This is a genomic window from Thiohalocapsa sp. (genome assembly GCF_019695415.1).
In the GTDB taxonomy this organism is placed as follows: domain Bacteria; phylum Pseudomonadota; class Gammaproteobacteria; order Chromatiales; family Chromatiaceae; genus Thiohalocapsa.
In genome coordinates this window covers 1-3,307 of sequence record NZ_JAIFKJ010000580.1, presented here as the reverse complement: position 1 = coordinate 3,307, position 3,307 = coordinate 1, and the positions used below count along the sequence as shown (strand labels likewise).

3 protein-coding genes are annotated in these 3,307 nt (G+C 69.6%); 2 read left to right on the top strand and 1 reads right to left on the bottom strand.

The window, feature by feature from the left end; all coding sequences use genetic code 11:
* Nucleotides 1–246: 246 nt before the first annotated feature.
* Entirely contained in the window at nucleotides 247–804 is a 558-nt protein-coding gene (locus I6U14_RS15970; protein ID WP_296900510.1) for an ABC transporter substrate-binding protein, read from the top strand.
* Between the two features lie 8 nt (nucleotides 805–812).
* Here the strand turns inward: I6U14_RS15970 and leuA are convergent, their stop codons facing one another.
* On the bottom strand, nucleotides 813–2,519 hold the full coding sequence (leuA, locus tag I6U14_RS15965) for a 2-isopropylmalate synthase (protein WP_296900509.1): 1,707 nt from the start codon (nucleotides 2,517–2,519) through the stop codon (nucleotides 813–815).
* Between the two features lie 489 nt (nucleotides 2,520–3,008).
* Between leuA and I6U14_RS15960 the strand changes: the two genes are divergently transcribed.
* Nucleotides 3,009–3,152 (top strand): hypothetical protein, encoded by a 144-nt coding sequence (locus I6U14_RS15960; RefSeq protein ID WP_296900508.1) that lies wholly within the window; start codon nucleotides 3,009–3,011, stop codon nucleotides 3,150–3,152.
* Nucleotides 3,153–3,307: the final 155 nt, after the last annotated feature.

The following is a 3,307-nucleotide window of genomic DNA, read 5'->3' as shown; positions in this document are numbered from 1 at the left end:
CCCCGACGGCATCGCGCCAAAGCCCCCCGAGCAAGCCTCCGCAGAGCAAGCCCCCTGAGCCAGATGCCACTCGGCGCTGACCCTCCCTTGCCCCGCAAGCTGCCAGCCTCGGCGCTGTGGGCGGCCGCAGGCGCCGCAGGCGCCGCAGCGATCCTGCTGACTGCTGTCGCTGCGCTCCGTTTGGCGGCACCGACCACTGCGACGCCGCCATCGCCAGCGACCGTTAACCCCGTCGCCGCCCAGGCTATGAATCGCGGCGCGCCCGTGGCGGCGGTGGAGCAGGCGGCCGCCGAGCTCGCCCGTGCCGTCGCTGCCGCAGGTACCTTGGCGGAGCCGACCCCTGCGACACTCCGATCCATCGCAGAGCCACTGCTGGATCACCTCGACGTCCCGCACATCGCGGCCCTGCTGCTCGGCCGACACTGGCGCGACGCCGACGCGCGGCGTCCTGAACTGCGTCGTGCGCTGGAGGACTATTTCGTCCTGCGCTATGCACCGTCGCTGCGGGACCTGAGCGGTTGGCGGCTGCAAACACTCCCAGATGACACACGCTTGTCGCCGGGCGAGCTGCCGCGGGCGCGGGTGCCGGTGCTGATCGGCACCGACGGCCTGCCTGCGCTTCGTGTGGAGCTGCATCTGCGCCGGCCAGACGGCGTTTGGCGCCTCTACGACGCCTCCATCTTCGGCGTTGGCCTCATCGGGCTGCAGCGACCGGTCTTCGACCAGCTCGCAGCAGGGCGAAGGCTGGACGCGCTCCTCGCGCTGTTGCGGCAGCCGAGGACCGCACCAGCGCCAGCGGGCTGATCGGTGGGTCAGGCGGCCGCAGCCTTGGATGCGCGTCCCGGAGCATGCACGCGCTCGTCCTCTGCGGCAGCGGCGTTCAATGCCGACAACACCGCACGCAGCGACGCACCGACGGTGTCCCGGTCGATGGCGGCACCCGGCACCTGCCGGCCGTCGATGTCCAGCAGCACATAGGCGGCGGCCTCGGCGTCGGTGCCGGCGCCGATGGCGTGCTCCTGGTAGTCGACGACCTTGACCTCGGCACCAAAGGCTCGCTGCCAAGCATCGGCGAAGGCCGCGATGGCGCCGTCGCCCGTCCCGGCAATGGCCTGCTCAGCGCCATTGGCGACGATGTGGGCCTCGATGCGGTCATGGCCATTGCGGCTCAGCCGGTAGCCGGCGAGCCGCACCGGTGCATCGGCGCCGTCGTGGACGAAGTGCTCCCGGAACAGCGCGTGGATGCGCTCGGCATCGATGACGCCGCCGCGACGCTCGCTCTCGCGCTGCACGATGGGCGCCAGCGCCTGTTGCAGCCAGCGCGGCAGGTTGAGCCCGTAGTCGCGCTCCAGCACGAAGGCGATGCCGCCCTTGCCGGACTGGCTGTTGACGCGAATGACGGCCTCGTAGCTGCGGCCGATGTCCGCCGGGTCGATGGGCAGATAGGCCACCTGCCAGGGCAGGTCCTCTGCGGCGCGCTGGTGGCGCAGGGACTTGCCGATGGCGTCCTGGTGGCTGCCGGAGAAAGCGGTGTACACCAGCTCGCCGACCCAGGGATGGCGCGGATGGCAGGCGATGCCGGTGCACCGCTCGGTGACCGCGATGATCCGGTCCGGGTCCGAAAGGTCGAGCTTGGGATCGACGCCTTGGCTGTAGAGGTTCATGGCCACCGTGACCAGATCCATGTTGCCGGTGCGCTCGCCGTTACCGAGCAGTGTGCCTTCCAGCCGATCGGCGCCCGCGAGCAGGCCCAGCTCCGCCGCCGCGGCGGCGCCACCCCGGTCGTTGTGCGTGTGCAAGGACACGATGACCGACTCGCGCCGGTCCAGGTGGCGGCAGAACCACTCCACCTGGTCGGCAAAGACGTTCGGACTCGCGGACTCCACCGTCGCCGGCAGGTTGACGATGCAGGGATGCTCCGGCGTCGGGCGCCAGACATCCAGCACGGCATTGACCACCTCCACGGCATAGTCCGGCTCCGTCTGCGAGTAGCTCTCCGGGGAGTATTGGAAGATCCAGCGGGTGCCCGGATACTTGGCCGCCTCGCGCTGCACCAGCTCGGCACCGCGCACGGCGATGGCCTTAACGCCGGCGCGGTCGGCGCCGAAGACCCACTCACGCTGCACCGGCGAGGTGCTGTTGTAGACGTGCACGATGGCCTGGTGGACGCCGTCCAGCGCCGCGAAGGTGCGCTGGATGAGGTCCTCCCGGGCCTGGGTGAGCACCTGGATGGTGACGTCCTCGGGGATCTGCCGCTCCTCGATGAGCCATCGCACGAAGTCATGATCCGGCTGGCTCGCGGACGGAAAGCCCACCTCGATCTCTTTCACGCCGATGTCCACCAGCAGCCGCCACAGCGCCTGCTTCTGCGCGACGCTCATGGGCGCCAGCAGCGCCTGGTTGCCGTCGCGCAGGTCCACGCTGGCCCAGCGGGGCGCATGCGTGATGGTGCGGTCCGGCCAGCTGCGGTCTGCGAGCTGGACGGTGGGTGCGGGGCGGTATTTGCGGTGGTCGAACATGTTCCGAGTTTCGAGTTGCGAGGGTCGAGTTGCGAGGGTTGGCGGCTCCGGACTGCGCCGGGTTGCGGCCGCAGGCGTGGGAGCCACTGGAGCGGGCCTTTGCCTTGTGGACTTGGCCCCCGCCGGCTTGTGGCCGACGGTGCATAGTCTGCGCGCATCGGACCCGCAGAGGATTGCGAATATGTCCCGTTAATCGGTCTTTTTGGCAATAATCTGTCTATTTATTTTGTTTATGCGCAATCTTGCTGGGGGCAGGGAGTAGTGCGGAGTGCGCAGTACGAAGTGCGGCGTGCGGTCCTGACGAGACCAGCCCTCAGCCCTCAGCCCAGCGTGAGCGGCAGCCCGGCGCGTTGCCCCTGCGCTAAACTCCAGCCATCCGCTGCACCAGAGGCCAAACAACTGCATGACCAACCTCTCCATGGATATCCCCGAGGAGCTCGCGGAGCGGCTCACCACCCTCAGCGCCAGACCGGCCGCAGCGAGGCCGACATGATCACGGACGCCCTGGGCGAGTACCTGGGCGATCTCGAGGACCTCGCCATCGCCAGGCAGCGCCATGCGGAGCTTCTGGCAAGCGGCGAGCGCGTCATCCCGCCCGAAGAAGTGATGCGGCGGTATGGCCCGGGCGCTTGAGCACACCCCTACCCCGGATCGGGGGCTTGGACCGCAATATCGTCCCGGCCCAGCCTCCCCGGCCTGGCCGCCGGGCGGAGGGGCCGGCCGCCGCCGGCGCCCGCGGGGCCGAGCCGCGCCACACCCACCAACCCAGCGCAAGCAGGGAAGAGCCA

Excerpts from the sequence above, each read along its gene's own strand:
- I6U14_RS15970 (WP_296900510.1), top strand. The coding sequence starts at position 247 with ATGAATCGCGGCGCGCCCGTGGCGGCGGTGGAGCAGGCGGCCGCCGAG.
- leuA (WP_296900509.1), bottom strand. The coding sequence starts at position 2,519 with ATGTTCGACCACCGCAAATACCGCCCCGCACCCACCGTCCAGCTCGCA.
- I6U14_RS15960 (WP_296900508.1), top strand. The coding sequence starts at position 3,009 with ATGATCACGGACGCCCTGGGCGAGTACCTGGGCGATCTCGAGGACCTC.